This is a genomic window from Occultella aeris (genome assembly GCF_902703175.1).
In the GTDB taxonomy this organism is placed as follows: Bacteria; Actinomycetota; Actinomycetes; order Actinomycetales; family Beutenbergiaceae; genus Occultella; species Occultella aeris.
In genome coordinates, this window is the sequence record NZ_CACRYJ010000032.1 from 1 (window position 1) to 21,920 (window position 21,920).

General features: G+C 69.7%; 21 protein-coding genes. 8 read left to right on the forward strand and 13 right to left on the reverse strand.

The window, feature by feature from the left end; all coding sequences use genetic code 11:
* Positions 1 to 261: 261 nt before the first annotated feature.
* Complete coding sequence (locus tag HALOF300_RS11320) at positions 262 to 2,982, forward strand: helix-turn-helix transcriptional regulator (RefSeq protein ID WP_156741050.1); 2,721 nt, start codon at positions 262 to 264, stop codon at positions 2,980 to 2,982.
* A 46-nt stretch (positions 2,983 to 3,028) separates the two neighbouring features.
* Here HALOF300_RS11320 and HALOF300_RS11325 read toward each other — a convergent pair whose 3' ends face one another.
* From HALOF300_RS11325 to HALOF300_RS11370, 10 genes are all read right to left on the reverse strand, one after another.
* Positions 3,029 to 3,457, reverse strand: a complete 429-nt coding sequence (locus tag HALOF300_RS11325; RefSeq protein ID WP_231955278.1) for a GNAT family N-acetyltransferase — start codon at positions 3,455 to 3,457, stop codon at positions 3,029 to 3,031.
* A gap of 50 nt (positions 3,458 to 3,507) precedes the next feature.
* Positions 3,508 to 4,728 carry a mannose-6-phosphate isomerase, class I gene (gene manA / locus HALOF300_RS11330; protein WP_156741051.1) on the reverse strand — a complete coding sequence of 407 codons (1,221 nt, stop codon included), beginning with the start codon at positions 4,726 to 4,728 and terminating at the stop codon, positions 3,508 to 3,510.
* Positions 4,729 to 4,740: 12 nt separating this feature from the next.
* Positions 4,741 to 5,676: a phosphodiesterase gene (locus HALOF300_RS11335; protein WP_269455282.1), complete on the reverse strand. Its 936-nt coding sequence runs from the start codon at positions 5,674 to 5,676 to the stop codon at positions 4,741 to 4,743.
* A 109-nt stretch (positions 5,677 to 5,785) separates the two neighbouring features.
* Positions 5,786 to 6,631 (reverse strand): dTDP-4-dehydrorhamnose reductase, encoded by an 846-nt coding sequence (rfbD, locus tag HALOF300_RS11340; RefSeq protein WP_156741052.1) that lies wholly within the window; start codon positions 6,629 to 6,631, stop codon positions 5,786 to 5,788.
* 52 nt (positions 6,632 to 6,683) lie between these two features.
* Positions 6,684 to 7,322 (reverse strand): DUF305 domain-containing protein, encoded by a 639-nt coding sequence (locus HALOF300_RS11345; RefSeq protein ID WP_156741053.1) that lies wholly within the window; start codon positions 7,320 to 7,322, stop codon positions 6,684 to 6,686.
* Between the two features lie 78 nt (positions 7,323 to 7,400).
* Complete coding sequence (locus HALOF300_RS11350) at positions 7,401 to 7,781, reverse strand: hypothetical protein (protein ID WP_156741054.1); 381 nt, start codon at positions 7,779 to 7,781, stop codon at positions 7,401 to 7,403.
* Between the two features lie 186 nt (positions 7,782 to 7,967).
* Positions 7,968 to 8,660 (reverse strand): acVLRF1 family peptidyl-tRNA hydrolase, encoded by a 693-nt coding sequence (locus HALOF300_RS11355; protein WP_156741055.1) that lies wholly within the window; start codon positions 8,658 to 8,660, stop codon positions 7,968 to 7,970.
* Between the two features lie 64 nt (positions 8,661 to 8,724).
* Positions 8,725 to 9,324, reverse strand: coding sequence for a hypothetical protein (locus HALOF300_RS11360; RefSeq protein ID WP_156741056.1), 600 nt, complete (start codon positions 9,322 to 9,324; stop codon positions 8,725 to 8,727).
* 71 nt (positions 9,325 to 9,395) lie between these two features.
* Entirely contained in the window at positions 9,396 to 10,304 is a 909-nt protein-coding gene (locus HALOF300_RS11365; protein WP_156741057.1) for a 2-phosphosulfolactate phosphatase, read from the reverse strand.
* The gene (locus HALOF300_RS11370; protein ID WP_156741058.1) at positions 10,301 to 11,533 is read right to left on the reverse strand and encodes an MFS transporter; all 1,233 of its coding nucleotides are present in this window, start codon (positions 11,531 to 11,533) and stop codon (positions 10,301 to 10,303) included. The genes HALOF300_RS11365 and HALOF300_RS11370 overlap by 4 nt, the downstream gene beginning before the upstream one ends.
* A 283-nt stretch (positions 11,534 to 11,816) precedes the next feature.
* On the opposite strand from HALOF300_RS11370, the gene HALOF300_RS11375 reads away from it, so the two are divergent.
* Positions 11,817 to 13,583: a polysaccharide biosynthesis protein gene (locus HALOF300_RS11375; protein ID WP_156741059.1), complete on the forward strand. Its 1,767-nt coding sequence runs from the start codon at positions 11,817 to 11,819 to the stop codon at positions 13,581 to 13,583.
* 98 nt (positions 13,584 to 13,681) lie between these two features.
* On the opposite strand, the gene HALOF300_RS11380 is transcribed toward HALOF300_RS11375, so the two are convergent.
* From HALOF300_RS11380 to HALOF300_RS11390, 3 genes are all read right to left on the reverse strand, one after another.
* Positions 13,682 to 13,963, reverse strand: coding sequence for a hypothetical protein (locus HALOF300_RS11380; protein WP_156741060.1), 282 nt, complete (start codon positions 13,961 to 13,963; stop codon positions 13,682 to 13,684).
* Positions 13,964 to 14,114: 151 nt separating this feature from the next.
* A complete protein-coding gene (locus HALOF300_RS11385) occupies positions 14,115 to 14,957 on the reverse strand; it encodes a DUF3027 domain-containing protein (RefSeq protein WP_156741061.1) in 843 nt (280 codons plus the stop codon).
* Between the two features lie 5 nt (positions 14,958 to 14,962).
* Positions 14,963 to 15,346, reverse strand: coding sequence for a cold-shock protein (locus HALOF300_RS11390; RefSeq protein WP_156741062.1), 384 nt, complete (start codon positions 15,344 to 15,346; stop codon positions 14,963 to 14,965).
* Positions 15,347 to 15,709: 363 nt separating this feature from the next.
* On the opposite strand from HALOF300_RS11390, the gene HALOF300_RS11395 reads away from it, so the two are divergent.
* From HALOF300_RS11395 to HALOF300_RS11420, 6 genes are all read left to right on the forward strand, one after another.
* The gene (locus tag HALOF300_RS11395; protein WP_197522486.1) at positions 15,710 to 16,867 is read left to right on the forward strand and encodes a DegT/DnrJ/EryC1/StrS family aminotransferase; all 1,158 of its coding nucleotides are present in this window, start codon (positions 15,710 to 15,712) and stop codon (positions 16,865 to 16,867) included.
* Positions 16,864 to 17,481 (forward strand): sugar transferase, encoded by a 618-nt coding sequence (locus tag HALOF300_RS11400; protein WP_156741064.1) that lies wholly within the window; start codon positions 16,864 to 16,866, stop codon positions 17,479 to 17,481. The genes HALOF300_RS11395 and HALOF300_RS11400 overlap by 4 nt, the downstream gene beginning before the upstream one ends.
* Complete coding sequence (locus HALOF300_RS11405; protein WP_156741065.1) at positions 17,474 to 18,118, forward strand: acetyltransferase; 645 nt, start codon at positions 17,474 to 17,476, stop codon at positions 18,116 to 18,118. Before HALOF300_RS11400 ends, HALOF300_RS11405 begins: the two co-directional genes overlap by 8 nt.
* A gap of 77 nt (positions 18,119 to 18,195) precedes the next feature.
* Positions 18,196 to 19,392, forward strand: coding sequence for an MATE family efflux transporter (locus tag HALOF300_RS11410; RefSeq protein WP_197522487.1), 1,197 nt, complete (start codon positions 18,196 to 18,198; stop codon positions 19,390 to 19,392).
* Between the two features lie 100 nt (positions 19,393 to 19,492).
* The gene (locus HALOF300_RS11415) at positions 19,493 to 20,647 is read left to right on the forward strand and encodes an O-antigen ligase family protein (RefSeq protein WP_197522488.1); all 1,155 of its coding nucleotides are present in this window, start codon (positions 19,493 to 19,495) and stop codon (positions 20,645 to 20,647) included.
* Positions 20,637 to 21,797 (forward strand): glycosyltransferase, encoded by a 1,161-nt coding sequence (locus HALOF300_RS11420; protein ID WP_156741068.1) that lies wholly within the window; start codon positions 20,637 to 20,639, stop codon positions 21,795 to 21,797. The genes HALOF300_RS11415 and HALOF300_RS11420 overlap by 11 nt, the downstream gene beginning before the upstream one ends.
* Positions 21,798 to 21,920: the final 123 nt, after the last annotated feature.

Consider the following 21,920-nt stretch of genomic DNA (forward strand, 5'->3'; position numbering starts at 1 on the left):
CCCTGGATCGCCCCACCGCAGCACAGGTCGGAGCGTCAGTGGGGCGATTCCGACGCACTGGGTGCCTCGGAATCGCACCACTACGGCCCAGGCATGGGACGGTCCGAAGGGACCACGCGGGGCGACGCGCCTGCACGCTCCTGCCCGCTCCGCGCTCCCCGCCCACCGGCCCACTGTTGAGGTGCGACTCCGACGTACCGCGTGCGTCGGAACCACACCGATCCCGCGGATTTGACTGCGACGGTTCCCTAGACTTGAGCGGTGACGCTCCTCGGCCGGGCCGCCGAGCAGGAGACGGTGTCCCGCCTCCTCGCCTCGGCGCGCCTGGGCAGCGGCGGGGTGCTGACGATCATCGGCGAACCCGGGGTCGGCAAGACGTCGCTGCTCACCGAGGCACTCGCCGGCGTCCCGCCCGGCGACGTCCGCGTGCTCCGGGCCACGCCCGCCGAGGCCGAGGGGAACCTCCCGTTCGCGGCGCTGCACGCCCTGGTGCTACCAGCGCTGCCGCTCCTCGACGACATCCCGGCCCCGCAGGCAGCGGCCCTAGGGACCGCGCTGAGCCTGCGGCACGGTGGCGGCCCGGACCGGTTCGCCATCGGCGCTGCGACACTGAGCCTGCTCTCCCGCTTCGCCGAGGACGGGCCGGTCGTCGTGGTGCTCGACGACGTGCAGTGGGCGGACCAGCCCTCCGTCGACGCCGTCGCGTTCGCGGCACGCCGGGTGCGCAACGACCCGATCGCGATCCTGATCGCGGGACGCAGCACCGAGGTGCCGGAGCCGGTGCGGGGCCTGCCCACGATCGAGCTCGGTGGCCTGTCCCCCGAGGCCGCGGAACAGCTGCTGGACGAGGCGTTCGGCTCGGCGGGTCGGCGTCGCGACGCCGACGGTCTGTACCGCTCGACGGGCGGGAACCCGCTGGCACTCCTTGAACTGGCCGGCGAGCCGGATGCGGCCGACGACGCCGGCGCCGGCCTGCCGCGGACCCTGCCCGACCGGCTGCAGCGCACCTTCGCCCGACGTCTGGACGCGCTCACCCCGGACGAGCGCACCGTCGCGATGGTGGCCGCGATGGCCGGTGACGACCTTCGGCTCACCCGCGCGGCCTGCGGTCGTCTCGGCGTCGACCCCGCCGGACTGGACGGTGCCGCCGGAGCCGGCCTGATCGCCATCGACGGCGGTCATGTGAGGTTCCGGCATCCGCTCCTGCGCGCGGCCGCCTACGGCTCCGCGCGCCCCGACCTGCGGCGACGGGCACACCTCGCCCTCGCCGACGAACTCGCCGGGGTGGACGCCGACCGGCACGCCTGGCACCTCGCCGCCGCCACGACCAGCCTCGACGAGTCCGTGGCCGCGCTCCTGGCCGCACTCGGCGATCGGGCGGGAGTGCGCACCGCGTTCACGGTCGCCTCCACTGCCTTCGAGCGGGCGGCGCGGTTGAGCCCGGATCGCGGTGACAGCCACGAGCGGCTGATCGCCGCCGCGCACGCGGCGTGGGCCGGCGGGCAACGCGTTCGGGCCCTCGCCCTGCTCGACGAGGTGGAGCCTCCGAGCGGACCCGCGACCGCGACCGGCACCGAGCTGCGGGCCACCATCGCGGTGCGCTCGGGCTCTGCGCGCGAAGGCCTTGGCCTCCTCGAGCGCGCGGCCGAGCTCGCCGACCCCGACCAGCGCGTCCTGATCCTGGCCCAGGCCTGGCACGCCTGCATGTACCTCGCCGACACCGGCGCCATGCGGCGGATCGACGCGCGCCTCGCCGCCGCCCTGCCGTTCGCGACGGACCCCGTGGCCCGCGCCGTCGGGCTGGCCGCGTCCGGAACCGCGGGGGTGCTGCTCGGCCGGGACAGCACGGTCCTGCTCAGGGACGCCGTGTCACAGCTGGCCGACCACGTCGACCCGCTCGCGCACCCGGCGGCACTTCCGTGGCTGCTGCTGGCGCCGCTGTTCCTACGGGACGCCGACGGCGGCGGCGAGCTGCGCAGCCTCGTGGACCGGGTGCGGGCCCGGGTCGGTGTCGGAGCACTGCCGAACCTGCTCTTCCACGTGGCCCGCGACCAGGCGACCACGAACGCCTGGGACCGGGCTGCGGCCAACTACGACGAGGCGGCCCGGCTGGCCCGGGAGACCGGTCAGGGTGGCGAGCTGGCGATGTCGCTCGCGGGGCTGGCCTGTCTGGAGGCACGCTCCGGTAGGGCCGCACAGTGCCGCGAGCACGCCGCGGACGCGCTGGCCCGCTGCCAGGAGCGGTCGATCCGCTTCGGCGAGATCTGGTGCGAGCTCGCCGTGGGCGAGCTCGCCCTCTCCGAGGGCAGGTCCGCCGAGGCCGTGGCGAGGCTCGGTGCCACCGCGGCCCGGCTCGACGAGGACGAGGTCGGCGACCCCGATCTACATCCCGGGCCGGACCTGGTCGACGCGCTGCTGCGGACCGGTGACTCCGAGGGCGCGGCAGAGGTGGCCCGCGCCTTCACGGCCGCCGCAGCCGTGAACGGCCGGCCCTGGACCCTCGCGCGGGCCGACCGCGCGCTCGGCCTGATCGCCGACGACGAGGACTTCGAGGCCCACTTCGCCTCCGCGCTGGCGCACCACCGGCATACCCGGGACGAGTTCGAGACGGCGCGGACCCACCTGACGTACGGGATGCGGCTGCGCCGGGCCGGGCGCCGGGTCGACGCCCGCACGCCCCTGCGAGCGGCACTGGCGTCGTTCGACGAGCTGGGCGCACGGATCTGGGCGGCGAACACCCGGACCGAGCTGGAGGCGACCGGGGAGCACGTGCCGCCGCGCGAGGCCGCCGGCCCCGGCGCCCTCACCCCCCAGGAACTCCAGGTGTGCCTGCTCCTGGCCGAGGGCCGGACCACCCGGGAGGCCGCGGCCGCCCTCTTCCTGAGCCCGAAGACGATCGAGTACCACCTGCGCAAGGCCTACACGAAGCTCGCGATCCACTCCCGCGACGAGCTCGCCACGGCCCTGCGCGACGCCGGCTGAGGCGTCTCGGACCCACCGGTGGAACAAGCCGGCACCGACAGCCGAATCACGCCGGGCCGGTCAGGTGGATCAGGCCGGCGGGAGTGGCGCGGAACCCGCACACCTCGAGGTAGAACTCCGCCAGGGTCGGCTCGAAGTCCACGAAGAGCCACTCGCACCCCGCTGCTCGTGCCTCCTCGACCGCGCGGCGCACCACCTCGGTGCCGAGCCCTTGCCGCTGGTGGGTGGGTCGAGTCTTGGTGTCGATCAGGAAGGCGTGGTCACCGCCGTCCCAGGCCACGTTGACGAACCCGACGAGCTGACCGGCCCCGGATCGAGCGGTCACCCAGCCCAGCGAGTGTGCGCGCACCCGGTCCCACCACCCGGCCTCGGGCGAGCCGCCGTGTGATCTGGTGAGCTCGACGAGCTCGTCGTCGGACACAGGTGCCCGCCACTCGATCTGCACGTCCGGGCTCGCCATCGGAGGAGTCACCATCCCACCACCCTGCCCAAGGACGGTGGACAGCGCGAACCGGGGCCGCCGTCCTACCGCGCCTGGGGGAGGTGGGCGACGAGCACCGGCCCGGATGACCGCACCCGGAGCGGGCCGTCCGCGTCGGAGACGAACGCGCTCTGCCCCGTCGAGAGGGTCATTCCGCCGGCGTCCGTGGTCAGCGAGACGGTCGCGCGGCCGCCCGGGCCGGCGTCGGCCTCCGGCGACCACCGATGCAGGCACACCACCAGACGCGGCCCGTGCGCGGGTCCGGGCACCGGCCCGGGTGCGCCCGGCGACGCCCACAACCCCAGATCACCCGCGGGCGACGCGAACACGGCAGCGACGCCGTCGGGCACTGACTCGAGCCGTGACGGCTCGCCGACGGTCAGGCCGGCGATCCGCAGCACCTGCCGCAGGTCCACGTGCTCCAGGCTCAGGCCCGCGCGCACCACGTTTCCGGAGGACGCCGTCAGTTCCAGGCCCATCCCGCTCAGGTAGCCGTGGATCATCCCGGGCGGCAGGTACCGGACCTCGCCGGGCTCCATCCGGACCTGGTTCAGCAGCAGAGCCAGGACCACCCCGACGTCACCGGGGTGGTGTTCGGCGAGCAGGGTGACGAGGCCTGCATCGGGATGCTCGGGGTGTTCCTGGGCGGCCCGCGCGAGACCCTCGGCGATCTGCCGCTGCTTCGTCGCACTCGACGCGAGCAGCGTGGTGAGCGCGTAGAGCAGCTCGTCGCCGGGCCCCGCCTGCGTCAACGCGGAGGCGATCGGGGCCAGGATCGACAGGTCCCAGCCGGCCAGCGACGCCCGGATCGCCGGCACCGGCCGGAACCCGGCGAGCATCTGCACACCTGAGAACGCGTGGATCAGTCCCGGGCGGGCGGAGTCGTCCGGGTAGAGGCGCTGTGGGGCGTAGGCATCGACGCTGGCCGCCTCCTCGCGGGCGTGGCCGACCCGTGCCTGGGTGGCGTCGGGGCACACCTGCAGCGGCAGCGGCGCCGTGGTGGCGAGCAGGCGCGCCTCGAACGGCAGCCGGCGGCCGCCGTCCCGGGTGGCCGCGTCCCCGAGCGTCGCGGCCGGGTGCGCCGCGACGAACCGGTCCAGCCGGACCGCATGGCCTCCCTCGATGAGCTGCGAGGACTCCTCACCGTGGGCACCGATCCGCACCTCGGCGAGCGGGTGCCCGTCCGTCGGCACGCCGAGCAGGCGCTGGAGCAGGTCCCCGGAGCCCCAGCGGTAGCGCAGCAGCGGATTGGTGAGCAGGTGCACGGCGAGGCAGGCTCAGCGGACTTCGTGCAGGACCTGGGCGTCGCGGATGTACATGCCGGCCGCTGCGAGCCGTTCCGCGGTGGCGTTCGCGTCCACGTGCGCACCGACGGTGGCGCCGCCGCCCATCGGGACCACCGAGTGCAGGATCGTGTCGGCGTAGACGTGCACGAGGTTGAAGGCCTGCGCGCCGTCGCGGCCGCGGGTGCCGCGGTCCGGGGTCTGCAGGTCCTGGGTGTAGCAGGTGGCCGACGCCACCGATACCGGGATCCCGGCGAACGTCGACGTGGACGAGTAGTGGTAGTGCCCGGCCAGGATGGCGCGCACGTCCGTGCCGGTCAGGACCGCGGCGAGCGCGTCCTGGTCGCGCAGCTCGAACGTGACGAGCAGGTCCATCACGCACGGCGCAGGCGGGTGGTGCAGGGCGAGGACGGTGCCCTCCGGAGCGGGCTCGGCGAGCACCCCGGCCAGCCACTCGAGCTGGGCCGGGGTGATCTCACCGTAGTGACGACCGGGCACCGTGGAGTCGAGGACGACGATGCGCAGCCCGCCGAGCATGACCACCCGGTCGTAGGGCTCGGTCAGGTCGGCATCAGATCCGTCGGCCGGTGCGTCCAGGAGGGTGCGCCGCATGGTGGCGCGGTCGTCGTGGTTGCCCATCACCCAGATCAGTTCGGCGCCGAGGCGCTCGGCCACCGGCGCCACGATCCCGCGCAGGATCCGGTATGCCTCCTCCTCGCCCCGGTCCGCGAGGTCCCCGGTGAAGATCAGCGCCTCCGGGCGCATGTTGGTGGCCTCCAGGTCCGCGAGCAGTGCCTCAAGGTGGTCACGCATCGGGGCCACGCCGTGCAGCAGCTCGCCCTCGGGCAGGAGGTGGGTGTCGGACAGGTGCACCAGCACGTGGTTCGGGTGCGGGTACTCGGCGGCGCGCAGAGGCAATGAGGAGGTCACGGTTCCGAGTGTGGTGCACCCGTCGAACCGCGAGTTGAACGACACGTGAACAGCCTGCTCCGGTACGGGCCGGCGTCGTCTCGTTCGCGCGGCCCGGCCGGGCGCGAAGTCAGCCCAGCACGACGGCGGCCGCCTGCTCCCAGCGCTCGCGCCAGTCCCCGATCGGCTCGACGCCGATCGCCGTCAGCGCGGTGTGGCCGAGCACGGACCAGGCCGGGCGGGGTGCTGGGCGCGCGAACGAGGCCGAGTCGGTCGGGGTCACCTTCGCCGGGTCGTGGCCTGCGGAGGCGACGACGGCGCGGGCGAAGTCGAACCAGGACCCGTGCCCCCCGGAGGTGGCGTGGTAGGTGCCGGTCGGGGCGCCCGCGGCGATCAGCGCGGCGATCAGGCGCGCGACGTCCCCGGTCCAGGTGGGCTGGCCCACCTGGTCGTCGACGACGCTGAGCGAGTCCTTCTCGCCGGCGAGGCGGGCCATCGTCGCAGCGAAGTTCGGGCCGTGTGCGCCGTACAGCCACGCCGTCCGCAGGATCCAGTGCTCGGGCGCTTCGGCACGTACGGCCCACTCCCCCGCGGCCTTCGTGCGTCCGTACGCGGAGCGGGGGGCGATCGGCGCGTCCTCGGCATACGGTTCGCCTGCGTCACCGGCGAACACGTAGTCGGTGGAGATCTGCACGAGCCGGGCGCCGGCCGCCGCGCACGCACGGGCCAGGTTCGCCGGTCCGACGGCGTTCGCCGTGAAGGCGTCCGCCTCGGCGGTCTCGGCCGCGTCCACGGCGGTCCAGGCGGCGCAGTTGACCACCAGGTCCGCACCTGCGAGGGCCTCGGGTGTGATCGGGCCGGCCGTGATGTCCAGCTCGGCCCGCGAGCGCGCCAGCACATCATGCCCCGCGTCGCGCAGGACCGTCACGACGTCCGTGCCGAGCATGCCGGACGCGCCGGTGACCAGGATCTGCACGTGTTCTCCCTCTGTCCGTGCCGGGACAGGTCCGTCGACGGCAGCGTCCACTCTATCCGGTCGCCCCGGTGGGATCGGCGTCCGCGAGGAGCTCGCGCAGGTCCGTGAGCTCCTCGGGCTGGGCCGTGACGATCTGCTCGGCGAGGGCCGCGAGCTCCGGGCTGGTGCCGGTCGTCAGCACCTCCTCGGCGAGCGCCAGGGTGGCCTCGTGATGGGCGATCATCCCGTTCATGTAGATGACGCTCGCGTCGGAGCCGGTGCCGACGAACAGTTCCTGCAGTTCCTCGGGCGTGAGCATCCCGGTGAGCGTGCCGGCTGCCGCGGGGTCGGCGGGCTCCTCGCCCCAGGCGACCAGCAGCAGCTGGAGGTCCTCGCTCTCGCGGCCCTGAACGTTGCTCAGGGTCCCGGCCAGCGCGAGCACGTCCGCCGGCACTCCGGCCTTGCTGAGGATCGCCTGGTGCATCTGCGAACTCTGCGCGTGGTAGGCCCGGATCGCGTTCGCGAAATCGATGTCGGCCTGGTTGCCCGGCTCGGGCTCGGCGGTGGTCTCCTCGGCGCTCGGGCTCGCCGAGGCCTGTTCACTGGCGGTCTCGGTCGCCGACGGGGACGTGTCGGGCGACGGGTCCGTGCAGCCCACCAGGAGCCCGACGGCGAGGGTGGCGACTGCACACTGGACGAGACGGCGCGTCATGACGGTCCTTCGATTCCCACGCCCCGGTTCGCACGGTGCGTGGGGCAGGCCCACCCTAACGGCCTCCGGCGGGCCGGCTCAGTCGACGAGCCGGGAGGAGTCGAGCGAGTCGCTGATGGCGGAACTGATCCGCGCGTAGAGCGCGTCGGCCCCGTGGAGCAGGTCCCGGTACTGGTCGGGCAGGTCCGCGGGCGCGAACACGGCCAGCTCGGGCCGGCGCGTGACGCGGCCGCGCTTGTTCACGGCCACGCCGACGGCCGTCACCTCGTACCGCCACCGTGGCTCGTCCAGCGGCCGCCCGGCAGCATCGGTCCCGACCAGGGAGATCGCCTCGATGAGTTCGTCGACGAGGAGTTCGGTACCCCAGCGCGGGTGCGTCAACCGTTCCCGGAGCTGCTCCGGGAGCGCGTGCACGAACGTCGCCGACGCCCGGACTGTGGTCGCTGGTTCCGCGCTCATCGGATCCGACCCAGCCCTTCGCACCCGGAGGCGTCCATTACACAGTCCTTCGTCTCGATCGGGCCGGACACGCGCCCCTGCATCGGCCCCACCCGCCACGATACTTGCGTACGGCACCGTAAGCGCAACCCGAGCCCCACCGGGTTCGTCTGATACCGGGATGATCGGCCCGTGCGGTCCACCCCTTCACCCCGCCCCGGGCTCGCGAAGCGTGATCTGCAGGCCCCGGGAGCGGTCGAGGACGTCGCTCAGCACCCGTAGCCGTGGATCCGGCACGTCGTGGAAGGACCGCCGCGGGAGGTCGGCGAGAACGGTCAGCCGCGGGTCCTCCAGCACCTGCGCGGCCAGGGCACGGTCGCCGCCGAGGACCAGCCCGCCGGAGTTCGCGCCCGCCGCCGGTAGGACATGCTCGCCGAGGATGCGCACGACGTGCCCGACGACGGCGGTGACGAGCTCGTCGGCCTGGTTGCCCCGCCGTCGGGCGAACCGCTGCTGCGACCAGCCGCCCGCGGCCGTGCGCGACTGCACGTAGCGGGTGCCGCTCTTATGGGCGGTCAGATCGGCGCCGTGCGCCCGCCCGACGGCGTACCCGCCTCGCCGGACCAGGATCAGCACGAGGTCGGTCGGGCCGTGCGCCCAGCCGGGCACGTCGGCGAGGATGGTGGGTGGCTCACCCGGCCACGCGGTCAGCACTGCTGTGGCGCCGTCCGCACCGAGCAGCGTGACGCCGTCCGGTGGTCCCGGCAGGTCCGCCACCGCTGCACCGGACCCGCCGCCCAGGACCATCTCGGCGCCGCCGTGCCGCTCGCCGAAGCCGGTAACCCAGCGCGCCACACGCGCGCCCGGCACCTCGACGCGGCGTTCGGGATGGGCGGGCACGCACCGATCATGTCAGGTGCCCCGACCTGCCCGGGCAACTGCCCGCCGTCGGGCCGGGGTGGCGTCAGTGGGCGCGGCGGCGCAGCGTCGTGAGCAGTTCCGAGAGCGCCGGGGCGGGGTCGGCGTGCACCGCGTCGGCGTCGGTGCGGTAGCGGTGCACCCGCAGCCGCCCGTGCACCCTCGTGGCGTCCTCGGTCCACTCCGGGGCCCGGACCAGGTCACCGACGGCGCGTGGGTCCACCGCCGTCCGGGTCGCGGTGGTGGCGCCGGAGGCGTCCGTGGTGAGCGTGACGTCGCGCAGCTCGCCGGTGCGGAGCAGCCAGAACTCATGGACCTGGCGTGAGACGTCCGCGCCGAGGCGTGCGCCCTTGTTGTCGGTGACGAAGTGCTCCTCCACGAGGGCGCCGGTCACGCGCCAGCCGCCGATGGGCTCCCGGCGTTCCAGGGTCGGGACCAGCACGGACTCGCCGAGTTCGTGCCACCCGAACTGCTCGGCAGCACGCGGTGGCCGGTACTCCTGGGACACCCACTCGTCCTGCGGCACCCGGGCCGCCTCCAGCTCGTGGGCAACCTTGCGCGCGAACGCGAGCACATGGGTGAACGCGACCGGGTCGTTCGGCTCCGCCGCGGTCAGATCGCTGGGTTGTTCGACCGTCTCCGACATGACGCCTCCTGCTGTGGTGGCTCCACTTTCGAGTCTCCCACAGGGGCGCCTGCGGCGCAGGTCACTCCTGCTCAGGACGGCGTGGCTCGCCGTATGCCGCCTCGTTCGCCTGACCCGACGTGCGGGTCGCGTGCATGACCATCGACAGTTCGCGTCAGCGGAGCCGGATCGGCCGGGGTGAACCCGTGGCCCTCGGCGAGTGCGCCGGCGAGCAGGGGGACGACGTCGGAGCCGCCGACCTCGGCGGCGATGCGCACGTCCTCGCCGTGGCCGGCGGCGACCAGTTCCCGCCCGCTGGCAAGGTCGGCAAGCAGCGCGGGCCAGCCGGCGTCGTCGGCCGCGGCGCGCGCCTCGAGGAACGCAGCGCGGGCCACCCGCGCCTCGGGTGAGCACACTCCGGGCGCACCGGCCGACGCGGCCGCACCACCGCCGTCGGGCAGTGCCTCGGCGACGGCGTCGATCACGGCGCCGGCGCCCCAGAGGTCCTCCACCGCCGGGCGCAGCGTGTCGTCCGGCCACCGCTCGCCGGCCGCGACGACCAGGATGCCGACCCCTCGGGTAGCGGCCCACCGACCGACCGCGGCCGCGTTGCGCAGACAGCCGGCGACCACCTGCGCGCCCGCGGAGTGCAGCGAGAAGGAGATCGTGGCGCCGTTCGGTGACGGCAGCACGACCCGCCGGACCCCCTCGGCCCTGCGGAGCGAACCGGGGGCGAGAGTGATCCGGTCCGGTCCCGCGTCGTCCCGGTGGACGGCGGGTTGGGCGTCGTGACGGAGGGCGTACTCAGCGGCGTCGGCACGCGCCCAGGGGTAGGGCAGCACCGTGATGCCGCGGTCCGCAGCCACCGAGACGGCAGTGCTGAAGCTGAGCACGTCCACCACCACCGCGATCTCGCCGCGCCGGATCAGCGTCGCCCCGGCCCGGCCCCACTCGAAGCGGACCCGGGCGTCTGCCTGAGTGTGGGCGGCGTTCGGAGTCAAAGGATCCCGGCCCGACGGCGGGTGGTCCGGTTCGCGTGCACGGACCAGCGGGGCACCCACCGCCAGAGCGCGAGCGCCGCAACGGCGCCGAGGGCGCCCATCGTCCCGATGCCGGCCGCGAGGGAGCCGAGCGCCGTGCCGGCCGAGACCACGAGCGGGCCGGAGGCGCTGCCGGAGTCGGAGAACAGCCGCCAGATACCGAGGTACTGCGCGCGTTCGCCCGGTGGTGCGGTGTCCGCACCGAGCGTCATCAGGATGCCGGAGCCGATGCCGTTCCCGAAGCCCATGATCATGGCGACGATGCTGACACTGACGAGGCTGTCGGTGAAGGTCAGGGCGATCATCGCGGCGCCCATGACGAGCATCGACGGGATCGCCACCCAGAGCCGGCCGTACCGGTCCATGACCTTGCCGGCCGGGTAGAACAGGAGCATGTCGATGGCGCCGGAGATCCCGAACACCAGAGCGGTCGCGGAGGGTTCGAAGCCGAGGTGCTCGGTCCACAGCGGCAGCACCGTCTGGCGGGCGCCCCGGACCGCGCCGATGAGCAGCACCGCCACGCCCAGGGTGCGGAACACGGGCAGGTACTCGCGCAGCACGGCTCGCATCGGGCGGCGCGGCGCGGCGTCCCGGGCGGCCACGGTGCGCTCGTGGGCCACCTCCGGCGCGACGATCACGACGATCGCGGCGGCCAGGGACGTGCCCACCCCGAGCCAGTAGGCGTTCGCGGTGTCCGCGCCGCCGTGGATCAGGGCGGCGCCGGCGAACGGGCCGATGAACAGGCCGATCCGGGCGACCCCGCCGAGCGTGGACAGCGCCCTGGCCCGGCGCAGCGGGTGGATCACCTCGGTGAGGTAGGACTGCCTGGCGAGGGTGTAGACGGAGTTCGTGGCCCCGACCAGCAGCACGCCCGCACCGATCACGATGAGGTTCGGCGCGAGTGCGAGGGTGGCCATGCCTGCCATTGCCACGATCGAGGAGCCGATCATGGCCTTGCGGTCACCGAACCGGGCCGCGAGCATCCCGGCGGGTACGTCGGCGAGGATCTGCCCGATCGGTAGCAGGGCGGCCACCAGGGCAGCTGTGGCCAGGTCCGCGCCGAGGCCGATGGCGGTGACAGCGATCAGCGGGAGCATCGCCCCGATGCCGATCTCGAACAGCAGCGAGGGCAGGTACACGCCGGGGATCATCGTCCGCAGGGACGTGGTGTGTTCGGGGGTCGGTGTCATCGCGGGGCCATCGTCTCGCACCCGCCGGACCCGGCGCACCGGGGGGTCAGTGGTCAAGACGGTGCGTCGCGGCCAGCTACAACGCCGCGGCGGCAGGAAATCCCAACCTACCGAACTGCGGTCATGATGCCGCGCGTCCGGCGTGCGCTCACACGCGCGCGGGCCTAAATTGGGGCCGGGGCAGACAGGCTGCGGATTGCGTGCCAATGCCCGTCGGCTCGCGCTCGATTCCAGCCACTAGTCTTTGTGGACAGTCGGAAATCTGGGGGAATGAGATCAGTCGATGAATTCGGTGTGGGGACGAAGGGCCCTGCGCGCCGTCTGGGACTGCTTCAGTTGGGCGGCCGCCGTACTACTCGTGGTCGGGGCGCGGTACGACTTCACCTTGCCCGATGATCTCTGGGCCTCGGTCGGTTGGTATGTCGCTGCGGCGAGCGTGCTCCAAGTCGGCGTCGGCACCGTGCTCATGCTGTATCGGGGCCGCTACAGGACCGCGAGCTTCGACGAGTCGATCGGCATGGCGGTCACCGCCGTCACCGTCGGGGCGCTCTTGGCGATCACCTTCGTGGTGCTGCTCGGCTCATCGTTCCCGCGCGCCGTAGCCGTCTTGACCCCGCCCATCGCACTGCTCTTCATGGCCGCGGGCCGCTGGATGTATCGGGCGAGCACCAGCTGGCAGAAGAACTCTCGGGTACGCAACAAGCCGGTGCTCATCTACGGGGCTGGGGATGCGGGGCATCAGTTGATCCGGCTGATCGCCACCGACGACGCGACCCAGTACCGAGTGGTCGGATTCATCGACGACGACAAGGCCAAGAGGAATCTCAGGTTGTTGGGCGTGCCGGTGCTCGGCCGCCGTGAGCACCTCCTCGATGTCGCAGCGAAGGCCGGTGCCCGCACGGTGATCTTCGCCGTGACGAACGCGGACGCCGCGACGATCCGGGAGGTCTCCGACCTGGTGATGGGTGGCGGGCTCAAGTTCCTGGTGCTGCCACCGCTCGCCGACCTGATCGGCGGGCGCGTCCGGCTCAGCGATGTCCGGGAGATCGAGGTGAGCGACATCCTCGGGCGCCGTCAGATCAAGACCGACATCGACTCGATCGCCGGCTACCTGACCGGGCGCCGGGTACTGATCACAGGCGCCGGTGGTTCGATCGGATCCGAGCTCGCGCGGCAGGTGCACCGGTTCGGTCCCTCCGAGCTGACCATGCTCGACCGCGACGAGTCCGCTCTGCACGGCGTCCAGCTCTCGATCTACGGGCAGGGCCTGCTCGACACCCCCGACGTGGTGCTCTGCGACATCCGCGATGAGGACGCGCTGCGAAAGGTGTTCGCGGCCCGGCGCCCGGAGGTCATCCTCCACACGGCCGCGCTGAAGCACCTGCCGATGCTCGAGCAGTACCCGGAGGAGGCGTGGAAGACCAATGTCCTGGGTACCCTCAACGTGCTCCGGCTCGCGGACGAGTACGGCGTGCGGCAGTTCGTCAACATCTCCACGGACAAGGCGGCCGATCCGAGCAGCGTCCTCGGCCACACGAAACGGATCGCGGAGCAACTGACGGCGTGGCAGGCGGCGCGTGCCGATGGCACGTACCTGTCTGTCCGGTTCGGGAACGTGCTCGGCTCCCGAGGATCGATGCTGCATACGTTCAGCGCCCAGATCGCCAAGGGCGGGCCGGTCACGGTCACGCATCCCGAGATCACCCGCTACTTCATGACGATCCCCGAGGCATGTGAGCTCACGATCCAGGCCGCCGCGATCGGACGCGGCGGTGAGGTCCTCGTCCTGGACATGGGTGAACCGGTCAGCATCCTCGACGTCGCCAAGCGCATGATCGCGAAGTCCGGCAAGCGGATCGATATCGCGTTCACGGGGCTTCGCGGCGGCGAGAAGATGCACGAGGTGCTCATTGGCCGGGAGGAGGCCGACGCCCGGCCGTTCCATCCCCTGATCACGCACGTCCCGGTACCGCCGGTGGCGCCGGAGGACCTGCCTGCGGTCCATTCCCCGGCTGCTTCATCGGCGGCCGCCGAGCATCGCGCCCGCTAGTCACCACCTCCTGGGCACCAGGCGAGCCACGACCAGAAGACGAAGGGCTCGTGTGGACACATCCAAGGACATGTCCACACGAGCCCGCGACCCGAAGGTCAGATCAGTTCGTCGCCCCAACCGTTGCGGATGAGCTCATCGCCCCAACCCGCACGGATGAGCTCATCGCCCCAACCGTTGCGGATAAGTTCGTCCCCCCAGCCCGCACGGATGAGCTCGTCGCCCCAACCGTTGCGGATTAACTCGTCGCCCCAGCCCGTGGCGACGGCGTCGTCGGACTGCGTGGCAGCGATGGCCGCGGGTCCGACGGCGACGAGTCCGAGTGCGGTCGCAGCAGCGACGGCGGCAATTCGGAATCTCAGACGGAAGGTCTTCTTCATATTCAGGCTCCTTTAGACGGGGTAAGGCGCGCGGTATCCACAAACGTGGCTTGCACGATCAAATCTACCCCAGCCCTCCCGTCGGGGCGACCCCTCCGTATCACACTGGGCGGGTGAATCACCAACCGGCGTGACGCCGGCCGAGGGTGACTCAGGCGATCGGGTCCTCCTCGGGCGACGGCTCCGCGTCGGGCCCACTCGGCGCTGCCGGCTGGACGGCGACCACCTCGATGTCCGTCTCGTCCAGGTGCGGCGCACTCTGCTGCCATTCGTGGCCCTGCGGCGGGACATCGGTCTCGGAGTGGGCGCCGCAGCCATGATCGAGGGCGACGACCTTGCCGTCGTCGGGCGACCACTCGTTCGCGCAGACCCCGAACACGGTGCCGAGCGACCCGGCGATCCGCACGATGAAGCCGCACTCGGCGCAGTTCGCGCCGGCGGCCTTGGTGCCCGCCGTGTCAGGACCCTGGGAGCCCGCGTACCACCGGCTGGCCGCGGCATCGATGGCCTTACGGTTCATCACCCGGTCGCGTCCGAGACCCAGTTCCGCGATCGCGATCCGGTCCTCCTCCGGGTCCCCGGTGGCCAGGTAGCCGGGCTCGAGCCGCTCGTCCTCGGCCACGTACGGGAGCCGGTCGGTCGGCCCGAGGTCCCCCGGTGCCAGTCGGTCAGCCCACGGGAGCCAGGCGGGGGCCAGCAGGGCGCCGTCGCCCGGCAGCAGTCCGCTCTCGCAGACGGTCGCGGTCCGGGACCGCGAGATCCGGGACACTGTCACGTACCAGCGCCAGCCCTCGTAGCCGGGCGAGGTGGCCGCGAAGTAGTGGGTTGCAAGTCGGTCCGCCTCCAGCACCATGCCGAGGTGGTCGCCGACGTCCTTCGCGCCCCCTTCGAGCAGTGCCTCGCGGGCCTGGTCGACGGCGGCTGCGAGTACGGCGTCCTTGGCAGGCCGGCGGGCGCTGGTGGTCGTTGAGGGCACGGTGAAGGTCTCCGTCATGGGTCTCAGGCGTCGAACTCGTCGGCCACGACGCGCAGCATCTGGGCCACCTTGGTGGCCTCGGACTTGTCCGGGTAGCGGCCCGCGCGGAGCTTGTTGCCGGCGCGGTCGAGCAGTTTGATCAGGTCCTCGACGATCGGGCCCATGTCCTCAGCCGGGCGACGGTGTGCCCGAGCCACGGACGGGGCGGCGTCGAGCACCCGCACCGAGAGTGCCTGGAGGCCGCGGCGGCCGTCGGCAACACCGAACTCCAGGCGTGTGCCGGGCTTCGGGGCCGGGGTGTCAGGGGGCATCGCGGAGGCGTGCAGGAATACCTCGCCGCCGTCGTCGGAGGCGATGAAGCCGAAGCCGCGGTCGGCGTCGAAGAACTTGACCTTGCCGGTGGGCACGAGGATCCCTGACTCTCTCTGGTTCGTGATGCGGGCGCGCCGAAGTGCGCTCGCAGACATGGTGCGGCGCCCAGTTTACCCGGATGCCCCGACGACACCGAGCCAATACGGTGTTGACACCCTCGCTCTGCTCGGCCCGTTCTGTCGAACCCGGCGCGCCCAGGAATACGACCTCGAGGGGAGCTGTAGCCTGAAAATGAGGGCTCCGCTCCGCATCCCCACCAGATGAGGGACAACGAACTTCCGGGAGTCTAGAGGGAAGGAGCACAACTTCCGATGCACGCGACTTCCGATGCACGCGACGCATGGACGCCCGCATCCGAGAGGGACGCCTCGCGGTCGCTTCGACCCGGGTCGGGCAATGTGAGCGGCCGCATCCACCTGTCGTCACCGGACATCGGCGCGGAGGAGGAGGAAGCGGTCCTCAGCGCACTCCGGTCAGGCTGGATCGCGCCGCTCGGGCCACATGTCGACAAGTTCGAGAGCGACCTGGCCGCACTCACTGAGAGAAGACACGCCGTCGCACTGTCCTCCGGGACAGCGGCACTCCACTTGGGACTACTCACCCTCGACGTCGGGGAAGGGGACTCGGTCATCACCTCGACATTGACGTTCGCAGCAACGGCCAACGCGATTGTGTACACGCGTGCCCGACCAGTGTTCGTGGACGCCGACAGCACCGGCAATATGAATCCTGCACTGCTTCGACTTGCGGTCGAGGATCAGGGGAATCATGGCCGACGGGTGGCCGCAATCCTGCCGGTCGACCTGTTCGGCAAGATGGCAGACCACGAATCGATCCGTAATATTGCGAACGAGTTCGCGATTCCGGTGCTTACCGATGCGGCAGAATCGTTGGGTGCATCAAGAGAAGGCCAGAGCGCGGGTTCGACCGGTAGTGCCGCCGCAGTATCGTTCAATGGCAACAAGATCATCACGACCTCCGGCGGTGGAGCGCTGCTGACCGACGATGGCGAAATTGCACAGCGTGCTCGGTACCTCGCGACTCAGGCCCGCCAGCCAACTCGACACTACGAACACGTCGACATCGGATACAACTACCGCCTCTCGAACCTGCTCGCCGCCTTGGGAAGTAGCCAATTGCGACGACTGCCCGCGATGATAGAACGGCGTCGAACGCACCGCCTGATGTATCGCGAGATATTCCACGAAGTCCCCGGAGTGACCGTCTTCGGCGGACCCGACGGTTCAGACGGCAATGGACCCACTCGAGACAACTTCTGGCTCACATCGATCATCGTAGACGCCCAAGTCGCTGGCTGGAGCGCCGACGATCTCATCACGCACTTGGAACGCGCCGACATCGAGGCTCGGCCGATCTGGAAGCCCATGCACCTCCAACCCATATTTGCAAGCAGCGACTGCTACGTCGACGGCACCAGCGAGTCATTCTTCGAATGCGGTCTATCGCTACCGAGTGGCTCATCGCTCGGGCCGGCTGACACCCAACGGATCCGGGCAGCTATCATGGGGTTTCTGGAAGGCGGCCGGGAAAAATGAGCGCCGGACACTACGCACCGGTAAAGCGCTTCGGTGATGTTGTCCTGTCCGCACTGGCTCTAGTCCTGTCCGCGCCAATACAACTCATCGTCGCTTGCCTCCTCGTGACAACCCAAGGACGCCCAGTACTCTTTAGGCAGACCCGCCCAGGTCTCGCCGAGCGGGAATTCACCCTTGTCAAGTTCCGAACCATGCGCGAGCCGGTATATGAGAAAGAACCTGACGCGTTGAGGATCACGCGAACCGGTCGATTCCTGCGCGAGACCAGCCTCGACGAGTTGCCAACCTTCTACAACGTCCTCGTCGGACATATGAGTATCGTTGGGCCGCGCCCGCTTCTGCCGGAGTATCTACCGCTGTATACCAAGGATCAGCGACGTCGGCACGACGTTCGGCCAGGAATCACCGGAATTGCCCAGCTGGCTGGCCGAAACTCCGTGCCGTGGGAGAGACGGTTGGAACTTGACGTGGAGTATGTCGAGCGTATGTCGGTACTCCTCGACGCGTCCATCGCGGTGCGGACCCTGCACTTCGTCATTCGTCGACGAGGTGTAGCCGAACCTGGGCATGCAACCTCGAGCCGTTTCGACGAAGGGCCGCGCACCCATGCCTGACGGAACCGTCGTCTTCGGGGCCTCTGGATTCGGCCGGGAAGCGATCGACGTGATCCTCGACATCCGGGCCGCTGACCCGATGGCACTGCCACCGCTCCTCGGTGTGATGGACGATCGACCGACCCGACAGAGTCTCGAGAAGCTCGCCGCCATCGGGGTGCGATACCTCGGCCCCATCGCCCGATGGTCGGAGTATCAGGGCACGGCACACTATGTCGTCGGCATCGGCGACCCTCGGATTCGGTACGACGTGGTTTCACGGACAGATCCGGCTTCCGAGAGCGCGGCCACAATCGTGCACCCATCGGCAACGGTCGGCCACGCGACACGCTTGGGCCGCGGGGTGATCGTCTGCGCCGGTGTGCAGATCTCAAACAACGTGACGCTCGGCGACCACGTCCACATGAACCCGAATTCCACGGTGGGCCACGATGCCCGCGTCCTCGATTTTGTCTCCATCAATCCCGGAGCAGTCATTTCCGGCGACTGTCTCATCAGCGATCGAGTGCTCATCGGGGCCAACGCCACCGTGCTTCAAGGTCTCGCGGTGGGCGCGGAGGCGATCGTGGGCGCCGCAGCGTGTGTCGTTCGTGACGTCGCGGCAGGACGCACTGTCAAGGGCGTACCCGCCGCATGAAGCGTCCGAGTCCACTCCGCCGCTCCACCGCCTCGCCCACCAGCGCGCGAGTCTCTGCCGAAGGTTCAAGGACATCCTTGAGCACCGCACACGCCATCGGGCTGGTCACGATCTCCCGCTTCGGGACACTCGGCGTCTCTCTTGTCGGCGGCGTTCTCTTGGCTCGGTCCCTCGATGTGCCGGCTCGTGGCGTTCTGTCTGTTTCGATCACGCTGGTCTCACTCCTGGCGTCCGTGGGAGCTGCCGGCCTCGAGACGGCGGCCCTTCGGTCTGCCGGCGGTAGCGACGGCGCCGCCGTGCTCTACACATCGATCAGGCGCTCGGCGGTCGTCGCAGGCATAGCCGTGCCCGTCGCGCTAATGCTGCTCGTGTTCCAAGTGCCCTTGGTCGGCCTCCGACCACTGGAGGTTGCGATAGCGGTTGCCGCTATCCCCCTCGTCGTCCTGAGCCAACTCCTCAGCAACTGCCTCCTCGGCATGAGGCGCTACCGCATCTGGACCATCGCCACCGTCGGAACGGTCGCCGCCTATGTGGTTGGCATCGCAGGCCTGACGATCGCCGGCGTCACGTCGCTGGGCGCCTATCTCACGGCTTTCGTCCTCGGCTACGTGTTCAGTGCGATGGTGCTCCTGGGCTCCCTGCGGGGCAGGGCTCGACGACCATCCCGCGACGCTGCCACCAGGGTCGCGACCAGCGCCAGGCGCATGACCGCCATCACGCTGCTGCAGATCCTCTTCCTTCGCATCCACGCGCCACTTGTTCAGGCTCTCGGATCGAGCGGGGCTGCTGGACTCCTCGCGGTTGCGACTCCACTGGTCGATGCCCTCCTGTTCCTTCCAGTCGCTGCCGGTCTCGTACTTCTCCCACGCTATTCTGCGCAGAACATTGCCCCAGCGAGGCCGCTACGGGACGCGCTCAGAGTCACTCTCATCACAGCATTCGGAGCCCTCGCACTTGGTCTACTCGCACCTATCGTCGTGCCGTTCCTCTACGGGGCGGACTACGCGGAAGCCTCGACACTCGTCCAACTGATTCTTCCTGGAGCCGTTGCATTCGCGTTGGCACGAGTGCTCCAGAGCCACCTCCTGGCAATCGAGAGTTACGGAACGCTCATACTCGGCAGCCTGCTCGCCGTCACCTTGTCAGTGGTCGTGCAACTTTTCCTGTCGCCCCACCTCGGCGCCACGGGGGCTGCGATCGCCATCACTGCTGGTTACATCACGATGACCGTCACGTTCTGTGTCGGATACGCACGGAGACCACAGCATGCTTGATTCGGTTGGAAGTCGACGGGGTGGCAGCCATAACCGGATTGGCGCGATCTGGCGCAAGAATCAGCCCGGCAGTGCGAGTTCCGAGCCAGCACCATCTCAGGTGTGGGCCATCGCCGTCCTGACGGCAACGGTACTCACTGCACCCTTCGCGGGCGCCTTCGGTGCCCTTGCCTACATCGGCCCCCTGATGGTCGGCGTTGGGGTCCTTCTCAACGCCCTAAGTCGGAGGAACGCGACGGGAATCCCGCCGAGTCCGGGTCCAGTGCTATTGGCGACGTGGCTCGTCTTCACCACGCTCGTGACAGCGCTGTTCTCGGTCCAAGCCGAGGTTGCCCCGCTGGTACTGGTGGGCCTGGTTGCCCTTACGGGCTGCCTAGCCGCCAGCTACTACCGGTCGGCTGGCGACCTCCGACGCGTCGAGTCGACGATTCTTGTGACGTCGTCGGTCACCGCGATCGCCTTCATTTCTTTCGCTGGCCCGCGAGTCCTGGGAGGGGGCACCAACTCCTGGACGCTCATCTATGAGAACTCCACCTGGATCAACTCCAATACACTCGGCCTGGTGTTCGCCATCGCAATCGGAGCGGGCGTCGGGCGCAGCCTCCGAACCGATCGACGCCGCCTCCTACCGGTTCTCGCCGTCGCACTCTGCATGGGTGCCCTCGCGTTGACGTTCTCGCGGAGCGCATATCTCGCCGCGGGCGCAATCTTGCTGCTGGTGCTTGTCGGTAAGCGCAAGTCCTTCCTCCTGTTCCTGCCCCTTCTCCTGGTTGGCTACGCGAACCTTCCGATGGCAGTCCAAGATCGTGTCGCCTACACCACTTCGGGAGCCGGCGGGCTGGATGCTTCGTCCTCGGTCAGGCTCGAGTTGTGGGAGGCCGCGCTCGCCATAGCTCGTGACAACCCACTGCTTGGCGTTGGCTTCCACTCGATTCGCCCCGCTCTCGCCGAGTATGGCGCACCTGCCGGGCTCGCATTTCCCCACAACACCTATTTGACGCTTCTACTGGGAACCGGTGCGATCACCTTCGCCATCGTGATGGTCTGGATGGGTCGATACTTCGCTCGTCTTGTGAGGCAGTCCCATCGAGAGCCCGCGGGGCCAGCTTGGACCCGCCTACTTCCACTGACAGCCGCACTTGTTTGCTCATTCTTCGGCGAGCCGCTTCTGAGTCCGATTCCGACGGTCATGCTCGTCGCACTGTTGGCCGCGCCTTACGCGAGGAGCGCATCTGGGAGGTCCAATGACTTATAGAATTCTCCAGATCAGTGGAACTGCGACCGGTGGCGGATGGTTCGTCGACCAGGTCACGGAACTGGCCAGGAGGGGCCACCAGGTCGAAGCCGTTGTCACTGGCGACGGCCCACTGAAGGATCGACTCGAGACGCTTGGAATCAAGGTGCATGTCATCCCATTCCGAGGATACCGACCACGCGAATGGTGGCGTGTTTGGCGCGCCCATCGGCACCTGGCGAGATTGATCCGGTACGGAGAGTTCGACGTGGTGCACGCTCATCTGTACAAGACAATTATCGTGTGCCGGACGATTCTGCGCGGACGGGCGCGCCCTGCATTAATATCACAGGTGGCCGGGACGGTCCATCTGCAGAGCCCGTTGCTCTCAGCGATCGATCGTGCCACGATGCGTTGGGACACGACACTCGTGGCATCATGTACGGATTTTGCGGAGACCTACGACCATCTCGGTGCACGTAATGTCCGGACGAACTTCTACGGATGCCACACGGATGAATTTGCTCCCTCGGACAACCCTTCGCCCTTTCGTGAAGAGTTCTCGCTGGGTATATCCGAGATCGGTGTCGGCATGGTCGCACACATGTACCCAACCACCCTGCGCGCGTTCCAAGCTGTCGGCGTCAAAGGACACGAGACGTTCATCGATGCGGCTGCCATCCTTGCGGAACGCTACGACGACGTGAGGTTCTTTGTCGTCGGTGACGAGTTCAGCGGGGACGGCAGTTATCGCCGCACGCTGCAGAAACGGGCGGAAAAACTCGTGTCGACGAACAGACTTCAATTCCTGGGTCATCGAACTGACATGCGAAACGTCCTTTCAGGTCTCGACATTCTGAGCAACCCATCCCTGAGCGAATCCGCTTCGTATACGATGATCGAGGCTGCGCTGATGGAGAAGCCCGTTGTCGCGACCCGCGTCGGAGGGCTGAAGGACACTGTGCTGGACGGACGAACCGGTCGACTCGTAGACCCGGCGGACGCCTCCCAGTTGGCAGAGGCCATCGGCGTATTGATCGAGGACGCGAACCTGCGGCGTGAGTTCGGAAGGGCAGGGCGGAGACACGTCCTCGGGCTCTTCGACATCCACGCTACGGTCGACGTTCTCGAGGAGATCTATGGGGACACCATCGATGGAGTTCGCTCGTGACGACGCGGTGGCCGCGCCTCTTGCTGAAGGCTGCGAAGGGGACTCGAGGTCGGAATTATCCGCTCTTCCCCCCCGAGACCTGGACAACGCGATATCCACTGGACTGGCGCAGCCTAGCGGCAC